This is a genomic window from Serratia sp. S4 (genome assembly GCF_000347995.1).
Lineage (GTDB): Bacteria > Pseudomonadota > Gammaproteobacteria > Enterobacterales > Enterobacteriaceae > Serratia > Serratia quinivorans.
The window spans coordinates 2783422-2802026 of record NZ_KB661120.1; the positions used below are offsets into that span (position 1 = coordinate 2783422).

Here is an 18605-nt window from a genome sequence, read left to right on the forward strand (position 1 = left end):
ACTATGAACGACTACGGCATGATTATTGAAACCGGCACGCTGCGCATTCAGCGGCTGCTGCCCGGCCCGATCGAACGGGTCTGGGCCTATCTGACGGAATCCGACAAACGCGCCACCTGGCTGGCCGCCGGCGATATGAAGCTGGAAAACGGTGCCCAGGTTGAGCTGGTGTTCCGCAATTCCGACTTGACCGGTGAGCATGAACAAACGCCGGCCAAATATAAAAACCTCGGTTGCAGCGTCAGTAACGTCGGCCATATCACCTGCCTGTTCCCGCCGCGGTTGCTGAGCTTTACCTGGGCGGAACAGGGGCAGAACCGCCCTTCCGAAGTGACCTTCGAATTGACCGAACAGGGTAACGCGGTGCTGTTGACGGTGACCCACCGTCGTCTGGCTAACCGTGACGAAATGCTAAGCGTGGCCGGCGGCTGGCACACCCATCTGGATATTCTGGTTGACCGTCTGCACGACCGGCAACCTAAGCCCTTCTGGAGTACCCACGCCAGGCTGGAAGAAGAGTACCGGGCCAGACTCTGATCAGCCTTCATCCCGGCGTCTGAAGGCCAGATAGCCGGTCACCAGCGTAAAGCCGCCGACCAGCAACACCAACAGGATAAAACCGTGGTGATTGCTGGCCAGCGGGATCCCGCCCACATTCATACCGAAGAAACCGGCAACGATATTGATCGGCAACGCCAATACGGTGATCACCGTCAGGGTGTACAGCGTGCGGTTGTTCTGCTCCATCTGCTTGGCGCCAATCTCCTCTTGTAACAGACGAATTCGCTCGGTCAGACTGGCAAGGTCGTTCAATACCACGGTGAACTCTTCGGTGAACTGGCGTAAATCCTGCACCACGTCGCGGCTCAGCCAGGTCGGCGGCCGATTCAGTAAACGAAACAGCGCCGCCGGCTCCGGTGCCAAAAGCCGCTGAAATCGCAACAACATGCGACGCATGCGCCCCAGTTCGGTGCGGTTACGCTTCACATGATTGCTCAACAGGCGATCTTCAATGGTGTCAACATACTGGTTGGCCTGGCGGACTACCTGCTCCAGCACCTCTTCCTGTTCTTCCAGCAGGTGCGCCAACAGTTCGGTAGAGGATGCCAGTTGCAGCGGCCCCAGACGGCCCAGCAACCGCTCAATCAAACGCAGCGGTTTGTGCCTTGCCGTGACCACCAGCCCGCTACGGCAGTACAGCCACAGCGTGGCAATCTCTGGATTGTTCTCTTTGGGGTGAAAAATGACGTCGTTGAGCACCGCGAACAGATCATCGCCCTGGCGCTCAATGCGGGTGGTATGGGAACCGTGACGGATTTCGTCAAAGAAAAAATCGGAAATGGCAAAGTGGTTTTTTAGCCATTTTTCTGCGGCTGCATGGTTAAGGTTGAGATGTAGCCAGATAAATCCCTCACCCGGTACCAACGCCTGCCAGGCCTGGCAAGCCTGCTGCGAAGACACCGGCTGCGGCGGCTCTGCCGTGCGGAACACGTGTCCGTAAATCAGCCCGGTAACCTCATCATCGAAATCAAGTTTGTGCAATTTTCCCGCAACCGTTTGAGCCATAAACTTTTATCCTGAATAACCGCACTGATTAATTAATTGGCTTTCGCCTTTATATCAATCTTTAAATGACAACGTTAATTATTTTCACTTTTCCCGATGATTAATATTAGCGTCATAAAAAAGTCACATTATTTCCCAATACTTTGATGGCAGCACTGTACAACATCGTCAGTATTCTAATGAAGTCTATCGGGAAGGTCCTTTATGAGCGATAACAGCGCCGTTCAGGCAGGTGCGCCAACCGCGTCCAGCCTGCCAAAAATCCACCAAAAGAACAGTCGACTCACTGTTCTTTTTTTTGTTTTTTTATTAGTACTGGGGATAGCTTTTGCCGGGGTGAATTTATTTAACGACGTTAGCGATGCCGGTGCGGTATATACCAGCTACCTGCCGTTCCTTTTATTGGGGTTAGCGTTGCTGATTGCGCTGGGCTTTGAATTTGTTAATGGTTTTCATGATACCGCCAATGCGGTGGCCACCGTTATTTATACCCATTCATTGTCGCCCATGGTGGCCGTGGTTTGGTCAGGGTTCTTTAACTTTCTCGGCGTGTTGCTCTCCAGCGGAGTGGTGGCGTTCGGCATCATTTCGCTGTTGCCGGTTGAGTTGATCTTGCAGGCCGGTACCGGCAATGGCTTTGCCATGGTTTACGCCCTGCTGTTCTCGGCGATTATCTGGAACCTCGGCACCTGGTGGCTCGGGCTGCCTGCCTCCTCGTCTCATACCCTGATTGGCTCGATTATCGGCGTTGGGGTAGCCAATGCGCTAATCCATGGCCGCACCGGCACCAGCGGTGTTGACTGGGGCCAGGCGATTAAGGTGGGCTACGCCTTGTTGCTTTCCCCGGTGATCGGTTTTGTGTTTGCTGCCCTGCTGCTGCTGGCGCTGAAAGTCTTCGTCAAAAATCGTCAGTTGTACACCGCCCCCAAGAATGATTCGCCGCCGCCGCTGTGGATCCGCGGTTTGCTGATCCTCACCTGTACCGGGGTTTCCTTTGCCCATGGCTCCAACGACGGGCAAAAAGGCATGGGGCTGATCATGCTGATCCTGGTCGGGACCATGCCGATTGCCTACGCGCTGAACCGCTCCATGCCGCCAGAACAAATCCCACGCGTGGCGGCACTGGCGGAAGTAACCAAAAACCAACTGCTGCACCAGTTCCCGCAGGTCAGCCAGACTCCGCCGCGCGACGTGCTGACCGGCTATGTGCGTACCAGTGAACTGACCGCAGAAGTGGTCCCAGCGCTGGCGCAGCTGACCGGGGCCATTGGCGATCAAATTCGCCAATACGGCTCGGTCGACAAAATCCCTGCGCAGGCGGTTTCCAACACCCGTAACGATATGTATCTGGCATCGGAGGTGATTAAACACCTGAAGTCGGAAAAACAGCTGCAATTATCCGCTGACTCGCAGCGCAATCTGGACGCCCTGAAAAGCGATCTGGACAGCGCCACCCGCTTTATCCCGTTCTGGGTCAAGGTGGTGGTAGCTATTGCTCTGGGGTTGGGCACCATGGTCGGCTGGCGGCGCATTGTGGTCACCGTTGGTGAGAAAATCGGCAAAAGTCATCTGACCTATGCCCAGGGGGCCAGTGCCGAACTGGTGGCGATGACCACTATCGGCGCGGCGGATATTTTTGGCTTACCGGTCTCCACGACCCACGTTCTGTCATCCGGCATCGCCGGTACCATGGCGGCCAACCGCTCCGGCCTGCAAATGTCCACCCTGCGCAATCTGCTGATGGCCTGGGTGTTGACGCTGCCGGCCTCAGTGCTGCTTTCTGCCGGGCTGTACTGGATTTTCACCCATTTCTAAAACCGGGCTAACACGGAGAATTAATTATGGCCATGCATGAATTTGACCGCGACGAAAGCTTCAACCAACGCCTGCTGCAGGAGTTTTACGACAGTTACGACGAAGAGCTGGAGATGGAACTGGACGACCTGCGCTTTGACGATAGCGAAGTGGACAGTGACCAGAAGAAAGCCTGGCGCAAACAATATTTTCGCGAATTGCTGCGCCTGCAGGGGGAACTGGTCAAACTGCAGGACTGGGTGATGCGCACCGGCCACCGGCTGGTGATCATTTTTGAAGGCCGCGACGCCGCCGGCAAAGGTGGCGTGATCAAACGTATCACTCAACGCCTGAACCCTCGCACCTGTCGCGTGGCCGCGCTGCCTGCGCCGAACGACCGCGAACGTACCCAGTGGTATTTCCAACGTTTTATCGCCCATCTGCCAGCGGCGGGCGAAATGGTGCTGTTCGATCGCAGCTGGTACAACCGTGCCGGGGTGGAAAAAGTGATGGGCTTTTGCAACGACGAGGAATATGAAGAGTTTTTCCGTAGCGTGCCGGAGTTCGAGAAAATGCTGACGCGCAGCGGCATACAGATCGTCAAATACTGGTTTTCTATCACTGACGATGAGCAGGAACTGCGCTTTCTCAGCCGCATCCACGATCCGTTAAAGCAGTGGAAGCTTAGCCCGATGGATTTGGAGAGCCGCCGCCGTTGGGAAGACTACACCGAGGCCAAAGAGGTCATGTTAGCGCGTACTAACATTCCTGAGGCGCCATGGTGGGTGGTTCAGGGCGTCGACAAGAAAAAGGCTCGCCTGAACTGTATTCGCCATCTGCTTGAGCAACTGCCATACGAAGAGGCGGAAGGCAATGTCATCACCCTGCCGCCGCGTAAACGCAGCCCGGATTACAACCGCCACCCGGTGCCCGACAATATGGTGGTGCCTGAAGTGTATTGATTTATCCAGGGAGGCAGTAAAACGCCTCCCTGATCCCTGTCGGATTCTCATCCCGTTACAACGCCACCCTATTTTCTCCACATTTGCTGTGCAGACTCTTGCTGATATTCATTCACCTTTCAGGATCATAGTCACGTCTGCCATGTCTTTATTTAATTCCCTCATCCGTTTTCCCGCACGCCGCTTCGGCGCCATTTTGGTTCTCACACTGCTGTTCATCCTGCCCGCAGCACAAGCCGCTGCGCCGCTGGCGCTGTACTCAAAATCGGTATTGGTGGTCAATCAACGTAGCGGGAAAATCCTGTATCAGAAACAAGCCAACCGGGTGCAGCCTATCGCCTCGCTAACCAAATTGATGACAGCCATGGTCACGCTGGACAGCAAGCGTCCGCTGGGCAACAGGATGATGGTCACCGCCGCCGACCGTGATTTGTTGAAGAAAACCCACTCGCGCCTGACGATCGGCTCTACCCTCAGCCGCCGTGACATGCTGCATATCGCGCTGATGTCATCGGAAAATCGCGCCGCTTCCGCGCTGAGCCGCAACTATCCCGGGGGGCGCAAAGCCTTCGTGGCGAAAATGAATCAAAAAGCGCGCACCATTGGCATGAAACACGCCCGTTTCTACGATCCTACCGGGCTGACACCGCGCAATGTCGCCAGTGCCAATGACCTGCTGAAAATGGTTAATCACGCCTACCGTTATCAGACCATTCGCCGTTTCAGTACCGACAAACAGCAAATCGTGCGTCCTGGCCGCGGTCAATTGGTCTACCGCAGCTCCAATGGACTGATCAACAATCCCACCTGGAAAATCCAGTTGCAAAAGACCGGTTTCACCGACGAAGCCGGACACTGTCTGGTGATGCGTACCCTGATTAAAGGGCAGCCGGTGGTGATCATCCTGCTCGGCTCGAAGCAGCGCTATGGCCACTATAAAGACGCCATTCGCCTGAAAGCCTGGCTGGAATCCTGATCTGTTTCAGGCGCGTTAATCACGCGCCTCTTTACCGTTCTGCGCATATCCAAATCCGTTTTTTATCAATGGAATATCCTATCTCCAATCAATATTAAGCCTGTGGGGCCGGGCATGCTATTTGTCATCAATAAATGATGATAAAGGAGCAGGAAAATGGCTTATGCCCTGAGCGTGTTGGAAAAAAGTCCGATTGCCGAAGGAGAGAGCGCCGCCCAGGCGCTGACACGCACGCTGCATTTGGCGCAGCAGGCGGAAATTTGGGGCTACCGTCGCTTTTGGCTGGCCGAGCATCACAATACCGCGCAGCTCGCTTGCCCTTCCCCCGAAGTGCTGATCGCCTATTTACTCGGGCAAACCTCCCGTATCCGCATTGGCTCCGGCGGGGTCATGCTGCAACATTACAGCGCCTATAAGGTGGCAGAAAACTTCAATCTGCTGGCGACACTGGCACCGGGACGGGTCGATTTGGGGGTGGGTAAAGCGCCCGGCGGGCTGCCGCTATCTACCCAGGCGCTGCAGGCCGCCCACGATCAACAGAATAAACCGGACTTTCCGCAGCAGCTTGCCCAGCTCAACGCCTACCTCAATGATGACGCGCAACCCGGCCTGAGTGCCACACCGCAACCGTCGCAGCCCGCACAACGCTTCCTGCTGGGGGCCAGCAAAGAAAGTGCCCAACTGGCTGCAGAACACGGCTGGGCCTTTGTCTTTGCCGCGCAGCTCAATGGTAACCCGGACGATATCCAGCGCGCACTGGCTCATTACGCCGAGCAAAGTGGCGGACGCAAAGCCCTGCTGGCCGTCGCGGTGATCGTTGCCGACACGGCCGATCAGGCTCAAGCGTTGGCCGCCGGGATCCAGCAATACCGGGTACACGTGACCGGCGGACAAAGCGTGACGGTCGGCAGCCTTGAGCAGGCAGAGAGTTATGTTCAGCAGGCCGGAGCTACCGATTACCGTATTGAGCCGCGCGAAAGCCACATCCTGCTCGGCACTGCCCGGCAGGTAAGGAGTCAGTTAGATCAATTGCAGCAGCAATATGGCGTGGAAGAGTTTGTGATAGACACGCCGATCAGCGAGCCTGTCGCCCGTTTGACCTCTTTGCAACTGTTGGCGCAGGCCTGAGCCTGCCCAATCAGTTCACCACGGCACCAGCGCCGATGGCCACGGCCAGATCCTGAGCCACTGCCTCTAACTGCTCCGGAAACAGGTTGGCCAGGCTGACACGGATCGCCGGGCCGCTTTTCAGACGGAAGGGTTCACCGCCCTGCACCAACCAGCCGCGCTGTGCCATGATTTGGCTGGCGGCGGCTTCTGAACGCACCGGCAGCCAGATATGTATCCCTTCACCCGGCGCTAACCGCGAGCCGGCCAATGCTTGCAACCGCTCCGTCAACGCGTCACGTCGTTGCTGGTAAGCCTGCTGCGCCCGCACCAGCAAGCCATCACGCTGCGCCTGCATCCATAATTTGGCGGCAATTTGCTGCAGAATATGGCTGACCCAGCGTTCGCGTATGTATTGATCCGCACGCATTGCCTGCAACAGTTGCGGCTTGCCGCAGGCCAGCGCTATACGCAGATCCGGACTGAGAAACTTGCTCAGTGACAGCACATACAAACCCTTGTCTGCCGTAAACGGCAAATTCAGTGGCTGTTGCGATAGCGGCCCCCAGAAATCATCGACAATCGCCAGACAACCCGGATTTTGGGCCAGGAACTCACGCCAGTCATTGGCACGTGTAGCGCTAAGCGACATACCGGTTGGGTTCTGTGCGCGTGGCGTCAGGATCACTGCACACCCCTGCGTACCCGCGTCCTTTTCCGGCAGACGGCAACCCTGTTCATCTACCAGCAGCGGCAAGGGTTTGAGACGCAGATGCCGCAGCAGCGTCAATAACGGTGGCCAGCAGGGATCTTCCACCCACACCGAGGCCCCCGGTGCCGCATGGCTGCGCAGCGCCTTTTCGATGGCATCCAGCGCCCCGGAAAATACCGCCGTCTCACCCAGTTCCGCCCCCTGTTGGCTCAACCAGTCAGCGGCAAGCTGACATAGCGCCGGTAAATCACCGCTGATGTCATAGCCACTCTGCTGTGGGAAGACGTCGGCCGCACTCAGCGACAGTGCCGGTAGCAAGCTTCCATCCAGATTGCCGCTGGCCAAATCACGCATGCCTTCGGGTACCTGCCGAATACTGCGTACCGCCATCAGGGGTTGCTCCAGTACCTGAGTACCGGCACGCCCGCGGGTAGCGACCAACCCGGCATCGCGCAGCTTGCCATAGGCGCTGGCAACGGTATTGGGGTTAACTCCCAGCTCGCCGGCCAGTTGACGCACCGGCGGCAACAGGTCACCCGGCTGTAAATCCCCCTGCTTGATCTGCGTGCTGATCTGTTCAGCAATCTGGACAGCGCTGCCGCCTTTTGCATACAATGAACCCATACATAAAGCCTTTTTGTATTAGTTCAAAACAGATTACCTGTTTGGAACGTAAAAGTTAAGGGGTAAAGATGGAAAAACATTACGTACTCGATATTCAACACGATGGCAAAGCTTTCGCCCGTTTGCAGATGTTCACCCCCTGGGCCAGCGACCAACTGCAGCAGGCCCAGGCGCTGTTTCCTACGGAGCAGGGCTACCGGCTGCATATCAGCCAGGTCAAAGAGCGTCGGATAGTTTATCAAAGCGGCATTGGCGGTATCACCATCCTGGGCGATACGCTGGAACTGGAACCTTATCCCCTTGGCACGGAGGTGCAGCCATGAAGAAAGTTGTCGCTATCAGACATGTGAATTTTGAAAACCTCGGTATCTTGGGCTCACTGCTTTCACTACGGGGCTATCAGATTGATTATTACGATGCGGGCCGTGACGATATACGTGCCATCAATAATGAGGAGACCGACCTGTTGGTGGTGCTTGGCGGCCCGATCAGCGCGGCGCAGCATTTTGCCGGTCAGCAGCATTATGCGTTTCTCAACGATGAATTAGCACTGGTAACCCAGCGGCTGCAGCAAAAACGGCCTACGCTGGGCGTCTGTCTTGGCGCACAGGTGATGGCTCAGGCCCTGGGGGCCGAGGTGGTTTCGCTCGGCGTGAAAGAGATCGGTTTCGAACCGTTAACATTGGCAGAGCATGAAGACTCGGTGCTGGCGCCCTTGGGAACAACACCCGTGCTGCATTGGCACGGCGATATGTTTATGATCCCGGAGGGCGCGACCTGCCTGGCCGGTACCGAAGTTTGTCCTAATCAGGCTTTTGAGTATCAGGATTTCGCCCTTGGGCTACAGTTCCATCTGGAAGCCGATCATCAGGACCTGGAACGCTGGCTGGTGGGCCATGCCTGTGAGCTTGAGCTGGCCGGTATTCTGCCACAGCGTTTGCGCCAACAGGCCGCTCGCTACGGTACAGAATTAGAACAGCGCGCCCGTCAGGTATTTACGCGGTGGCTGGATAAAGTCGAACCAAGGATGTTATAGATGCAACAGGTTTCTCAATTACAACCGCCGCAGATTGATGTGATCAGTATTCAATCGCAGGTCGTGTACGGCAGCGTCGGCAACGGTATCGCCTATCGCACCTTGCTGAAAAAAGGGCTGGAAGCGTTACAGGTGCCCAGCGTGCTGTTCGGCTGCCCGCCCTATTACGGCGCGCCCAGCGGTGGCGTAATTCCGGCCGAGTGGTTCAGCGGCTTTCTCGAGGATTTACTGACCCGCGGCGTAATGAAACGCACCCGGGCGGTGATCATCGGTTATCTGGGCGACGTTGGCCAATGTCATTTTCTACACACCTGGCTACAGCGCGTGCGCGCTATCAATCCGCAGATAAAAATTTATATCGACCCGGTGATGGGCGATTACGGTGAAGGCGTTTACGTGGATGAACGTATCGTCAGTTGTTATCGTTCACCGTTCCTGCAACTGGCTAATGGCCTCACCCCCAACGGTTTCGAACTGGAGCAACTTTGCGGGCATCCGTTAACCAGCCGAGAGCAAACGCAGCATGCCGCACAGGCGTTATTGAATGACACTACCGAGTGGGTACTGGTGACCAGTGCGCCAGGCGTGGCGGAAAATGACGATCAGATTGGCTTACTGTTGGTCAGCCACGACGAGGTGCAAAGCTATACCCATCCCAAGATTCAGTCGAAGGTAAAAGGCACCGGTGACATGTTTACCGCGTTGCTGGTCAGCCATTTGTTGAACGGGAAAAATCTCAATAGTGCAGTCCTGACCGCCAGCAGTGAGGTCTGCGATGTGCTGACTGAAGCGGCGCATTTCGGTTTGGAGGAAATCGGCAGCCTGCGTGCCTTGAAATAGGCCGTAGTCACGGATATACCGACATCGGTAGATGAGTATCATTCACCCTGCGTGGATAGGCTCCACACAGGGTGCTACGGATAACTCAGAAAGGCAGTAAAGGAGTCTTTACTGGATTACGAAGTTTTTATGCCTATGAAAACGTAATAAAAGCATCATTCTCCAGGTAATAATTCAACCCCGATATCAGCTCTTCCATAGTTGCGTTTGGCTTTTGATTCAGCGCGCTTCTGAGCACATCCATGAACTGATCACCATAAAAAAACAGCTCCAACTCATTTTGTACTACATAGTCAGGATACACTTCTTCATCATCATCACTGACTTGTGGATAACGCTCAAGATAACATGTCAGTCCGAGCGCAGCTGTGGCCTCGTACTCTTTGGTATAAAGGCAGAAATTATCCTTTGCATAACCCTCTTGAACGATTTTAGTCATCAGATTCTCTAGGCTGTAAGGCGTCATGTACTCTAGCTCTTTCATTAACATCCCCCTCCTGTTCTACTCCTGGCTCTGGCGGCCTTAAGGTTACCCGTGGCACCATCCAGCTTACCTCGTCTTCCGGGCTCTCCACCACCCCACATTTCGCGTCCGCCTTTACCCGTAGGATGGTAAAGAGCGTGATTATCTGCATGATCTACGCGATCAACCAACACCAAACGACCTACATCTTCATGATGATGCCAAGTTAATATTGGTGGACTTGAGGCTTTATTCGGGCTTTTCATCCATTCCCCCAATTCCGGATATCGGCCCAACATATCCCGTCTGAAAGAAGGATCAGCATCCATTCTTGCAAGAAACTCTGTGTTTGCGCGGTTAAATTGAACCGCATCACTGGAGTAAATATTCCCAGGAGCAATAGTGTGCTCTTGGAATATATGATATTTGCCGTTAGCTGGTCGATTGGCCAAACCCAGCGGATCCACCCATCCATAAGGATTGGGCGCATACTGGTACAGGTTCATCCCACCACTCAGGCCAATCGGATCCTGTGTGGTGAATCTGCCGACCTCCGGCTCGTAGTAACGGAACAGATTATAGTGTAATCCGCTTTCATCATCCTGGTATTGCCCCGCATAGCGCAGCGGCTGGTCGTAGACAGCCCCTTTGCGGCGTTCCGCACCGGCAACCGTCTGGCCCTGCAACTTGCCGAAAGTATCGTACTGCCCAGACCAGCGTAAATTGCCAGCGCCGTCGGTCACTTCCAGCGGTGCGCTGTTGAGATCGGTATGCAGCCAGTAGATGTCCGCCTGCGGGCTGCTGCCGGCCTGTTCTAGCGCCGCCATCGGTGTCCATGGGCTGGCAGGATCGTAACTCCATGTCCGGCGCGTGCCGTTGTCGCGCTGCTCTTGCAGCAAGCGATATCCCTGCCACAGGAAACACGTGGTTTGTTCCGGTTTACCTTTGTAGCGCACCTGTTTGCGGCTGCGACGGCCCAGCGCATCGTAATGATACTGCGCCTCAAACTCTCCCTGCGGGCCACGACCATGGGCCTGTATCAGCCGGTTGTCGGCATCGTAACGATAATGTTGTTCATACATCCCGTTGCGCCGACTGACCAGATTGCCCCAGGCGTCGTAACGGTAGAATAACTGCTGCCAGTGTGTCAGACGGTTGCTGACGATGGGTGCCAGCGGTAAATACCTTTCGACGTCGCTGTCCGGGCCTTTTTCACCCAACAGATTATCGGCGGCGTCATACACCAGCCGGTTACCTGGCTTGCCGAGGTTCTGCTCGCGGTGCTGCAACAGACGCCCTTCGGCATCATAGCCGTAGTGCACCTCGCCGCGCAGCGCATCACTGACGCCCTCAATCTCACCCCGACCGGTATAACGGAATACCCGCCACAGCACACCGTCTTCCGGTTTGGCTACCTGCCCGTAGCTGAAGGTACTGCTCTGCCAGGTTCTGCGCCCCAACGCATCATACTGGCGATGTTGCTGCAACGCGCCCTGCGTGCGGCCGGTTTCCCGGTGCAGGCGGTCACGGGTAAATTCACTCACCAGCTGCTGGTTAAACTTTGCGGCACTGGCGTGGCCGGAACCATAGTACAACCACTGCAACTGGTCTCCCTGTGGCAAGGTCAGTGTCTGCAGGTTGGACAGCGCATCCCACTGATACTGCAACTCGCCGTGGACGCCCTGTTCCGTCAGCAGATTGCCGGCAGCATCGTATTGCAACTGCACGCGGTCGGTTTCAATACCCAACGCCGCGCCGACGGCTGTTGGCGTACGCGTCAGAGTATTCAGCCTGCCCGCAGCATCATAACAATACTGCCATTGGGCGCTGTCGTTACCGCGCCAGACCAGTTGGCCCGCTTCGTCATATCGGAGTTGGTGCAGGCGCTGAGCTGGAGATACCGAGGTATCCAGCGGCCCGGTTTCCCGATGCTCGGTCAGTTGGCCATCGGGGCCATAACGATAAAAGTGGTCGGTATTATCCGGGCGGCGCTCACCCATTATCCGGCCGACGGCATCGTGGCTGAAGTGATAGTTCCCACCGTTGCCGTTCTCAATATTCGTCAACCAGCCCCGGTTATTGTAATGGTAGTGGCGCGTCCGGTTGATGCGGTCGGTGATGCTGACAGGTTGGCCCAGCAGGTTATACGCCCAGCGGGTTTCGCTGCCGAGCGAGTCCTGATGGCGAGCCAACTGGCCTTGCGCATTCCAGACGAACCGCTCTTCGCTACCGTCCGGATGAAGCAACGCTTGCAGGCGACCGGCAGCATCCCAACGGTATTGGGTCAGGTGGCCTTCCGCGTCGGTACACTGTGTCAACTGGCCGAGCACGTCATACGCATAGGCGGTGACGCTGCCGGAACAGTCGGTATAACGCGTCAACAGCCCCTGACTGTTCCAGTCAAGTCTCACCACGCCCCCCAGAGCGTCTGTGATGCGCACCGGCAAACTCTCTTCCGTATCGGGGTAGTCGTAAGAAGTCGTATTCTCCAACGCATCAATCTGTCTGGTTAGTCGGCCCTGGGTATCCCAATGCTGAAACGTCTGGCTGCCGTCTGGGGAGGTCACAGAGAACAAGCGGCCGCTGTTGCGGGAATACTGGTAAGTCGTTTTGCGGCCGAGCGGGTCGGTTTCACTCAGCAAGCGACCATAGTTATCCCATTCGCTGTATCGCTGAGCGCCGCCTGGCAATACCACGCCACACAACTCACCCCGCTCATAGATAAATGCCGATTTACGCCCGTCAAAATCCGTAAACTGCGCCACGTTGTTGTCGTCATCCAGTTGCCACAACGCCTGTTTACCGTCATCCCGCACCGCTCGCCGCACACCACCGACAAAATCGTAGTGCAGCGTCAGTTCTTCGCCAGCACTGTGACGCCAGGCGCTGACCCTGGGTAATCCTTCAATCTCCTGCCACAGGTATTCATTGAGCAACCCATTTTGATCCTGATGGCTGGCCATCAGTCCATCACGCCAGCTAAAGCGCCGGCAGATTTCACCGGCACCATTGGTCACTGTGATCAGTTGTCCTTCATCGTCGTAGCCGTAGCTGACCAGCGACCGTTCGCCGTTTGGGGTATGCAGCAATACGCCGCTGAGGCGCAGCAGACCGTTAGCGGTAGTCATATAGCGGCAGGTTAAGCGCTGGCCGGCACTGTCGACCAACTCAATCAGTTGGCCGTGGTCATCATAAAACAGCGAAGTGGTATTGCCGGTGGCATCGGTCAGCATAGATAACCGGCTCGGCTGTTCACCGTCCAGACGCGGGTAGTGGTAGCTTTGCTCGCCAACATCGAACAGTTGCCAACTGCCGTCGGGATTGTGCATCAGCCAGCACTTTTCGGCTTCGCAATAGGTTTTGTGACCACGGGGTACCATCGGGAAGGAAACATAATCACCGGACGGCGCGCGCCACACCAGCCCGTCCTGGTACGGCTGCAAACTGCTCTCCCAGAACAGACTCCAACCGCGACCCAATACGCTGTCACCGGGGTTGCCACTGCGCCAGTAACGTTGCCAGGCTACCGGCAGACGAGATGGCAACACAAAATCCAGTTCGTCATCGCCGGATAAAAACTTCTGGCCACTGATGATATCCACCGGGCGGGCAATGATGCCTGCGGCGGCCGTGGCGGTCATCAAGGTGCCAAAACGGCAGGCAATCCGCCCCAGTTTGTTGATGCCGGGCAGCTTGCTCAGCATTTTGCCCAGTGCGCCCAGTTTGCTTGCTGCCCCGCCGACGCCACCGACCAGGCCGGCAAATAGCAGTGTCAGGTCAGAGGCTTTGTACAGCCAGTCCGGCACTTCGGGTTTAATCGGCAGTGTGGTGACGGTTCCACCACCAATCAACACATTGGGCGAACCCTCCATCACCTGCGCGTCGCAGTTGGTTTTGTCACCCACGCGGGAAGCGGGCTGGTCGTTGATACTGACTTTGTCGGAGCCCTGCGCCATCTGCATGCTCGGGCCATCATCGCTGCAGGCGACCTGGCTAAGGGTGGCGATCGCGGCAGGTTTGCCGTTGATAAATACATTGGGGGAACCGGTAACGATCTTGCCTGTCGGCGACAGGCTGCCGGCACCGGCATCGGCAATGCCGTCTCGGGCTGCGGTGGCCGCCTCCCCGGTGAGATAACCCACCGCCAGGCTGGCACCGATCAGCAACACACCGACTCCTATACAGGATGCGGCCAGCCCGGCGACGAACAGGGCACCGGCCGCTACCGCTCCGGCGGCGGCGATCAGGCCACCGACTATTGTGCCGCCAATCATACCGGCCAGGGCATGGGAATGCCCGATGGTATCGCCGACGCGTGCCGCTTCACTCATAAATGTTCCTTATGGCTGACCGCTTACGTCCGGTGTCTGCTGATAGCTCTCCAAAACCTGGAGCAATAAGGTTTCATCTTGAGGAGCCAGTTTAAGGGGTTGCGCGAGGGTAAATACCAGTACGCGCCCATCCGTCAGTGCGAACACCGCCTGTCGTTGCCAGATGCGTTTGCCATCGCGCAGGTAGCTGGCATGCACAGACTCCCCTGGCAAGCCACTGCGTCCCAATGTCACCGGCTCGCGCCCCTTCAGCACCCAGCCTTTGAGGCTGAGGGACAGGGTTTCAAGCTGACGCGTAATGTAACCGTTCAAGGTTTCATCAGGTTGCAATGCATCACGGGAAATATTCAGAGAGGGGGAGATATCATCGCCGGCCAACAACACATTGACGGTACGATCGCTGTAGCCTTCCGGCAAAGCAACGCTGCCTTCGGTAAAGGTACAACGGGAATAATCAGGCATCACGCAGAGTCCTTTTGCTTAACGAAGTCTTAAGCATCGCATAACAAAAGGACAAATGAAAATTCAATATTAATCGGCATGATTAACATTAATAGAGGGGGAGAGGACGAGGTTCCGCACCATGCCAGACCGCGTCTGGGTATCGGAACCCCTCTGAATACTGCGTTTAATGAAAGGAGATGGCAAACGCGATGCCGCTTGTCAGCGTTTTTTCTTTTTATTGAAATCCAATTCGAAAGCAAACACTGCGCTCTGAATTTTTCTTTCCATTGCCAGGCCCAGCTTCATAAAACGGCACGACAGGCGCGAGAAGTGCACCATGTTGTCGTCGTCATCGAGTTCGTGATCTTCATTGATCACCACCAGTTCCATATTGACCTTGAAACTGCCGTAGCTGCCGAGATCCAACAAGGCCTTTTTAAACTGAAAACCGGGCTGCAGGTTTTCCGGCAATGGGCCATCAACTCGCAAACCAACGCCACCGGCAGACAGGTCGTGGATCCTCAACTGGTACTCGCTGCCATCGGCGTATTCGCCGCTGCAGAGAAATTCACGCCAGTGGGGGGTAGTGACACGAAATTGACGACGACGCTGGATGTAAACCAGTTCCTTCGGCAATCGGGTTGAACAGGCGTTAACGCCCTGATGGTCGGTGAACTCGGCCTGACCAACGGAAAATTCGATCTTCGCGTCGTGGCTTTCAATCACAATAGTGCATTCGCCGTCGAGCGTCTTGTCCGCCTCATCGCCGCTAAACACAATATTATCTGGCCCGACGCTCAACAGCAGGCTTTGAAACTGCTGCCGATCATTGACGACCTTCAGTGGCGTGCGCTGTTTACAAATTTCACGCAGTATCGCCAGTACTTCGAATCGCTCCTGCTTGATAAACAATCCGTTATCATTCTGCTCCACTCGTCGCTCCTGACTCTTCCCAATGACGCTTTACACGTTCCTTACAGTTATCATCACTGGGAATATTCCTAAAGTCAAATTTGCCAGCGATGCCAGGCCTGTGGCAGCAGTCTGGCGAAGCGTTCAGCCCAGGCTTGCTGACCCTGTTGGTCGGCGATTAAATCCTGGCGGATCTCAATGCCAACGTAGGGAAGCTCCCGCCGCTCGGCGTGCACCGGCAGGGTGTAATCCGTTGCATCGGTCATGGCATACGGCTCGTTAACGCCGACCTGCAAATCCCCTTCCTCCCGCAGCAGCTCTGCCAGCAGCAACGCGAACTCCGGCTGGCGGTTAAACAGCAGCCCCACCTGCCACGGCCGCTCGTTGCCTTTGAATACCGGCGTGAAGCTGTGCATGGCGATAACCGCCGTCGGCAGCCCGTTGCGCTGGCGTTCATCCAGATGATCGGTTATCGCCTGATGATAAGGCCTGAAAATGGCATGCTCGCGAGCCTGCGCATGTCTGGCATCAATATCGACATTCCCGGGTATCGGCGTCAATTCTGACAGTGACGGGATCGAGCTATTGATGCCGGGCGTGCGGTTACAGTCAATCACCAAACGGGAGTAACGCTGATGGATCAACGTAGTGTCCAACTGACGGCTGAGATGACGCGAAACGTTTAATGCGCCGATGTCCCAACCGATATGGCGATCGATTTCACCGGGTGGCAGACCCAGATCGCCCAACTGCTGCGGTATCGCCTGGCCGGCGTGATCGCAGAGTAATAGAAAAGGCGCGACGCCTCTGGGCGTTTCAATCGCCACGGCGGCGGGGTCTTCAGCGGATAACAAAGATGAGACAAACGACTGTGGCATGAAAAACTCCGGTGGCGGAACAAAGCCTTATCTTAGGCTATACCCCACCACCGTTGCCAAGCTTCGGGTTAGATCAAAAAAGCATGAAGCACATGCCAATTACTCTATACAGGTGTCCTGTGGCTGATGCACCGCAATATAACGCTGGAACCGCGCCGGTTTAAGCCGGGAAAGGTCGACCAGTACCAGGCCGTCAATGCAGTTGTTGAAGGCCGGATCGGTGCCGAAATCAATAAACTGCACACCGCCGGGTTCACACAGCTCGGTATATTGTTTATACAGCGTAGGTATCGAACAGCCGATGTTGCTCAACAGGCTTTTCAGCCTGACCAGATCTTCCTGATAATTATCGCCGGCAAACTGTGCCAATACCTGTGGCAACGAAGCAGGATAAGGCTGACGAGACTGCGCCAGGGCATGATTAGGCGAGAAGTACAGTCGGTAGAAGGCAATCAACAGGTCACGCGCCGTCACCGGCATGCCGCCGGAAATGGAAACCGGGCCAAACAGATAGCGGTACTGCGGATATTTTGCCAGGTAAGCGCCAATCCCCAGCCACAGGTAATCCAGACCGCGTTTGCCCCAATAGGCAGGCTGAATGAAGCTGCGGCCCAGTTCGATGCCTTGCGCCAGGATCGGTGCCATCTCGCGGTCATAATGGAACAGACTGTTGCTATAGATACTTTCCAGCCCTTTGCGCTCCAACTGCTCGGCAGTAGGAATAAAGCGGTAGGCACCCACAATCTCCAGTTCGTCGGCATCCCACAGCACCAGGTGATAATAGTCGTCGTCATAGCTGTCCAAATCACGACGGCGACCGGAACCTTCGCCCACCGCGCGAAAAGCAATCTCACGCAGCCGACCAAGTTCACGCAAAATAGGCGCACGCGCCTCACCCTGACGGCGATACAGGAAGATTATCTTCCCGTCCGGCGTCACCCCAAGACGCTCACAGTTTGCCAGTGCCTTCTTCAGCTCCAACCGATCCTCTGGCAAGGCGATGGGTGACTCACTGGCAAACAATCCTTCTTTGCCCTGGCCCAGACGGTAGACATGACGGCGGAAACGCTCGGCCAAATCTTTGGCGCTGGTGTGGCCATCATGCCAGTTGCTAAACGGAATACGGCCACCTACGCGAATTTTGATGCGTCCGCCCTGCTGCTGGAACATTTCACGTACCAGTAAGAGTGTGGACAGTGGTCGGTAAACCAGCGAGGTGAAATAGAACAGGTTGCTGTTACGCGCGCTGATGTGGATCGGCACAATCGGCGCCCGGGCCTTGGCCGCCAGCCGCAAGAAGCCGGTATGCCAGTGGCCGTCACGAATGCCTTTCGGGCTCATGCGCGACACTTCTCCGGCAGGAAACAGGATCAGGGCGCCCTGCTTATCCAACTGGGCCTGCATACCTTCAATTTGCTTGCGATTGGTCTTGTTGCCGACGTTGTCCACCGGCACAAACAGGTTGCGCAGCGGTTCTATGTAGGTCAACAGTTGGCTGGCGACCACTTTGACATCCGGGCGCACTGCCGCCACGGCACGCAGCAGCACCAGCCCATCCAGCGAGCCAATCGGGTGGTTGGCTACCAGCACCACCGGACCCTGGCTCGGAATATTTTCCAGGTCGCCATCGACCAACTCGCAGCTGAGGTTAAAGTAGTCCACCACCTGCTCTATCAAATCCAGCCCCTTCAGGTGTGGATAGTCGGCGGCAAACTGTTTGAATTCTTTTTCGAAGAGTAAAGTTCTCAGCAGGCTACGCTGCCAGGCAGGGGTCTTGCGGTGTGGAAATGCATCATGCAACAGAGAGTCCAAGCTAAACATCGCGTTATCTCCTGGCTTAGTCGCTGCAAACTTAAGCCAGCGCTATGACCCTAACATGTCAGAAACATGACAGAAAAATGAAATCCCTCAACTATCAGGTATAGCAAATTATTGAAAATTTGGTGGCGAAGAGAAGCCT

At 55.9% G+C, this 18605-nt stretch carries 16 protein-coding genes; 8 read left to right on the forward strand and 8 right to left on the reverse strand.

Annotated elements, in window-relative coordinates:
- The first annotated feature begins 3 nt into the window (after positions 1-3).
- Complete coding sequence (locus SERS4_RS0113755; RefSeq protein ID WP_017892949.1) at positions 4-537, forward strand: SRPBCC family protein; 534 nt, start codon at positions 4-6, stop codon at positions 535-537.
- Here the strand turns inward: SERS4_RS0113755 and SERS4_RS0113760 are convergent, their stop codons facing one another.
- Positions 538-1566, reverse strand: a complete 1029-nt coding sequence (locus tag SERS4_RS0113760; RefSeq protein WP_017892950.1) for a transporter — start codon at positions 1564-1566, stop codon at positions 538-540.
- Between the two features lie 204 nt (positions 1567-1770).
- Here SERS4_RS0113760 and SERS4_RS0113765 point away from each other — a divergent pair, with 204 nt between their 5' ends.
- The 4 genes from SERS4_RS0113765 (at position 1771) to SERS4_RS0113780 (ending at position 6426) form a co-directional block, all read left to right on the forward strand.
- Entirely contained in the window at positions 1771-3381 is a 1611-nt protein-coding gene (locus tag SERS4_RS0113765; protein WP_017892951.1) for an inorganic phosphate transporter, read from the forward strand.
- Between the two features lie 26 nt (positions 3382-3407).
- Complete coding sequence (gene ppk2, locus SERS4_RS0113770; protein WP_012145288.1) at positions 3408-4322, forward strand: polyphosphate kinase 2; 915 nt, start codon at positions 3408-3410, stop codon at positions 4320-4322.
- A gap of 142 nt (positions 4323-4464) precedes the next feature.
- Positions 4465-5298: a D-alanyl-D-alanine endopeptidase gene (pbpG, locus tag SERS4_RS0113775; protein ID WP_017892952.1), complete on the forward strand. Its 834-nt coding sequence runs from the start codon at positions 4465-4467 to the stop codon at positions 5296-5298.
- Between the two features lie 156 nt (positions 5299-5454).
- Entirely contained in the window at positions 5455-6426 is a 972-nt protein-coding gene (locus SERS4_RS0113780; protein WP_012145290.1) for an LLM class flavin-dependent oxidoreductase, read from the forward strand.
- Between the two features lie 10 nt (positions 6427-6436).
- On the opposite strand, the gene SERS4_RS0113785 is transcribed toward SERS4_RS0113780, so the two are convergent.
- Positions 6437-7741, reverse strand: a complete 1305-nt coding sequence (locus SERS4_RS0113785) for an aminotransferase class I/II-fold pyridoxal phosphate-dependent enzyme (RefSeq protein WP_017892953.1) — start codon at positions 7739-7741, stop codon at positions 6437-6439.
- Positions 7742-7809: 68 nt separating this feature from the next.
- Here SERS4_RS0113785 and SERS4_RS0113790 point away from each other — a divergent pair, with 68 nt between their 5' ends.
- From SERS4_RS0113790 to pdxY, 3 genes are read left to right on the forward strand one after another with little or no spacing between them, the layout of a single operon-like run.
- Positions 7810-8064 carry a hypothetical protein gene (locus SERS4_RS0113790; RefSeq protein WP_012145292.1) on the forward strand — a complete coding sequence of 85 codons (255 nt, stop codon included), beginning with the start codon at positions 7810-7812 and terminating at the stop codon, positions 8062-8064.
- A complete protein-coding gene (locus tag SERS4_RS0113795; protein WP_017892954.1) occupies positions 8061-8777 on the forward strand; it encodes a glutamine amidotransferase in 717 nt (238 codons plus the stop codon). The genes SERS4_RS0113790 and SERS4_RS0113795 overlap by 4 nt, the downstream gene beginning before the upstream one ends.
- Positions 8778-9617 carry a pyridoxal kinase gene (pdxY, locus tag SERS4_RS0113800; RefSeq protein WP_012145294.1) on the forward strand — a complete coding sequence of 280 codons (840 nt, stop codon included), beginning with the start codon at positions 8778-8780 and terminating at the stop codon, positions 9615-9617.
- Positions 9618-9750: 133 nt separating this feature from the next.
- On the opposite strand, the gene SERS4_RS0113805 is transcribed toward pdxY, so the two are convergent.
- The 6 genes from SERS4_RS0113805 to olsF all read right to left on the reverse strand — a co-directional run bounded on the left by SERS4_RS0113805 (position 9751) and on the right by olsF (position 18466).
- Positions 9751-10101 carry a hypothetical protein gene (locus tag SERS4_RS0113805; RefSeq protein WP_017892955.1) on the reverse strand — a complete coding sequence of 117 codons (351 nt, stop codon included), beginning with the start codon at positions 10099-10101 and terminating at the stop codon, positions 9751-9753.
- Positions 10101-14411, reverse strand: coding sequence for an RHS repeat-associated core domain-containing protein (locus SERS4_RS0113810; RefSeq protein ID WP_017892956.1), 4311 nt, complete (start codon positions 14409-14411; stop codon positions 10101-10103). The genes SERS4_RS0113805 and SERS4_RS0113810 overlap by 1 nt, the downstream gene beginning before the upstream one ends.
- A 9-nt stretch (positions 14412-14420) precedes the next feature.
- Positions 14421-14873, reverse strand: coding sequence for a DcrB-related protein (locus tag SERS4_RS0113815; protein WP_017892957.1), 453 nt, complete (start codon positions 14871-14873; stop codon positions 14421-14423).
- Between the two features lie 201 nt (positions 14874-15074).
- On the reverse strand, positions 15075-15788 hold the full coding sequence (locus tag SERS4_RS0113820) for a flagellar brake protein (protein WP_017892958.1): 714 nt from the start codon (positions 15786-15788) through the stop codon (positions 15075-15077).
- A gap of 74 nt (positions 15789-15862) precedes the next feature.
- The gene (locus tag SERS4_RS0113825; RefSeq protein ID WP_012145296.1) at positions 15863-16645 is read right to left on the reverse strand and encodes an N-formylglutamate amidohydrolase; all 783 of its coding nucleotides are present in this window, start codon (positions 16643-16645) and stop codon (positions 15863-15865) included.
- Positions 16646-16744: 99 nt separating this feature from the next.
- The gene (gene olsF / locus SERS4_RS0113830; RefSeq protein ID WP_017892959.1) at positions 16745-18466 is read right to left on the reverse strand and encodes an ornithine lipid synthase OlsF; all 1722 of its coding nucleotides are present in this window, start codon (positions 18464-18466) and stop codon (positions 16745-16747) included.
- Positions 18467-18605 lie beyond the last annotated feature (139 nt).

What these genes read in the sequence shown, in the direction of transcription:
- SERS4_RS0113755 (WP_017892949.1), top strand. Translation starts at nt 4, where the DNA reads ATGAACGACTACGGCATGATTATTGAAACCGGCACGCTGCGCATTCAG.
- SERS4_RS0113760 (WP_017892950.1), bottom strand. Translation starts at nt 1,566, where the DNA reads ATGGCTCAAACGGTTGCGGGAAAATTGCACAAACTTGATTTCGATGAT.
- SERS4_RS0113765 (WP_017892951.1), top strand. Translation starts at nt 1,771, where the DNA reads ATGAGCGATAACAGCGCCGTTCAGGCAGGTGCGCCAACCGCGTCCAGC.
- ppk2 (WP_012145288.1), top strand. Translation starts at nt 3,408, where the DNA reads ATGGCCATGCATGAATTTGACCGCGACGAAAGCTTCAACCAACGCCTG.
- pbpG (WP_017892952.1), top strand. Translation starts at nt 4,465, where the DNA reads ATGTCTTTATTTAATTCCCTCATCCGTTTTCCCGCACGCCGCTTCGGC.
- SERS4_RS0113780 (WP_012145290.1), top strand. Translation starts at nt 5,455, where the DNA reads ATGGCTTATGCCCTGAGCGTGTTGGAAAAAAGTCCGATTGCCGAAGGA.
- SERS4_RS0113785 (WP_017892953.1), bottom strand. Translation starts at nt 7,741, where the DNA reads ATGGGTTCATTGTATGCAAAAGGCGGCAGCGCTGTCCAGATTGCTGAA.
- SERS4_RS0113790 (WP_012145292.1), top strand. Translation starts at nt 7,810, where the DNA reads ATGGAAAAACATTACGTACTCGATATTCAACACGATGGCAAAGCTTTC.
- SERS4_RS0113795 (WP_017892954.1), top strand. Translation starts at nt 8,061, where the DNA reads ATGAAGAAAGTTGTCGCTATCAGACATGTGAATTTTGAAAACCTCGGT.
- pdxY (WP_012145294.1), top strand. Translation starts at nt 8,778, where the DNA reads ATGCAACAGGTTTCTCAATTACAACCGCCGCAGATTGATGTGATCAGT.
- SERS4_RS0113805 (WP_017892955.1), bottom strand. Translation starts at nt 10,101, where the DNA reads ATGAAAGAGCTAGAGTACATGACGCCTTACAGCCTAGAGAATCTGATG.
- SERS4_RS0113810 (WP_017892956.1), bottom strand. Translation starts at nt 14,411, where the DNA reads ATGAGTGAAGCGGCACGCGTCGGCGATACCATCGGGCATTCCCATGCC.
- SERS4_RS0113815 (WP_017892957.1), bottom strand. Translation starts at nt 14,873, where the DNA reads ATGCCTGATTATTCCCGTTGTACCTTTACCGAAGGCAGCGTTGCTTTG.
- SERS4_RS0113825 (WP_012145296.1), bottom strand. Translation starts at nt 16,645, where the DNA reads ATGCCACAGTCGTTTGTCTCATCTTTGTTATCCGCTGAAGACCCCGCC.
- olsF (WP_017892959.1), bottom strand. Translation starts at nt 18,466, where the DNA reads ATGTTTAGCTTGGACTCTCTGTTGCATGATGCATTTCCACACCGCAAG.